1 pseudogene is annotated in these 1,660 nt (G+C 40.7%); it reads right to left on the reverse strand.

From position 1 onward, the window contains the following. Positions 1-1,660: pseudogene (locus CG11_RS30780) on the reverse strand (hypothetical protein); the annotation flags it as partial.

A 1,660-nucleotide genomic window follows, 5' to 3' on the forward strand; every position in this document is an offset into this window, starting at 1 on the left:
GTGGCTTTTTCTGTATCCTCTTTCGTTGGTTGCAAACCATCCAAGCTAAATTCATACAATGGATAACCCAAGTTCTCATACGTACCTCGCTCTATTTCATGAGGACGATTGACTCGTAATTTTACCGTCATATCTGTTGGTGGAATCTCGCCATACGTACCCCCCATTTCTACTCCGGGTGTCAACAATGCCATTGATGCCCATGTTATATCCATGTTTCTAACGAGATTGTTATCTGGAGTGAAGATAGGCAAGATACCATTGTATTGATCTATAATACTCTTACAAGAATCATACTTCGTTCTCGTTACATAAATGATGTGCTGACCTCCCAATACCGAACGTAAGAACTGAACATCCTCATCAATAGAGTTCGGTCCTGCAAATGCCGTTGCTGTTGGGTTAAAGATCATATCATCTCCTGTACTCACTCCTTCGGCAATATTCTCCTCCAAGATCACTCCATTGTACAATGAATTCTCTCCAAAGAAGACATTCAAACGCTCTCCTGTTTCTACATCATAAGCATAACCAGGGAACCATGACATTCCTGTACTCGTCAAGTCAATCGACATATCCTTGTTTCTTGAATAATACGTCGGCTTCGTTCCACTTGGAGTACTTCCCTTCCATTCCATCTGACGACGTCCTGAGGGTGCTGTTTGTCCCAAATATCCACTACCATGATAACGGTTAAAGGTCTCGGTTACAATACATCTACTCCACTTGCTTTGATCGGGAGTCAATACTACATTTACATTATTCAAGGCTACCAACATCGTATCTCGTACTTTCGATGCTATGTTCGAATTCTTGTTTCTAAATCGTGCTCCTGATGAGCCGATGTTCATCAAAGAAAAGTAGTAATCTGTTGTTCGTAATTCGCCATCACACAACATAAAGGGATACCATCCTCCTACACTAGTTGAATATTCTTTGTTTGGATCAAACAACTCATCGTCTTCTCCTGGTCCATTCTTGATCATGTTAAAGACGCCTTCATTATCCTCTACTCCTGTATACCATTTACCATAGGTCACACTATCAGAGTAAACAATCTCTGAACCTACCCAACCTGTGTTGTTCGCTATATTCTGCTCCCCTTGTCCACTTGGTCCCACTACTTGTTGTAAACTTACAGATATTCCCAAATCTGGTACATATTGCTCGTAATCCCAATCCATTGTTTGGAATGAAGACCACAATACTGTAGGATCATTCACATCTTTTAACACCCAATAAATTGAATCACCCAACACAGGGAATGTATCTTTGTTCGCTACATATACTTGAGTAGCACTATCTCGTGTCCAAGTATAGTTTTCATCACAAACATACAACTGGTAAGTACCTTGAGGCACGCGCAATGGATCTACTACTTTTACATCTACTGGCGCTCGTCCTGATGCATAATCTATTCTTCCTACATTTTCTCCATTTACAATCGCATTTTCTATACTGCTTAGGTTCGTAATCTCCAAAAACTGCTTGGACCCTGTTCCAGAACCATCTATTCTTGTAATCCCTGGACGGTCACCATAAGCTGACTGTAGGCTAATTCCTGAATATTCTGAATCGTTGATTCTTGGTATTCCTGTGTATATTTTAAAGTTTCTACGACCTTGTAAGTAAGGTGTTGCCTGTCCTGTATTGGTAACAG

It is taken from the genome of Aureispira sp. CCB-QB1 (assembly GCF_000724545.1).
In the GTDB taxonomy this organism is placed as follows: Bacteria; Bacteroidota; Bacteroidia; order Chitinophagales; family Saprospiraceae; genus Aureispira.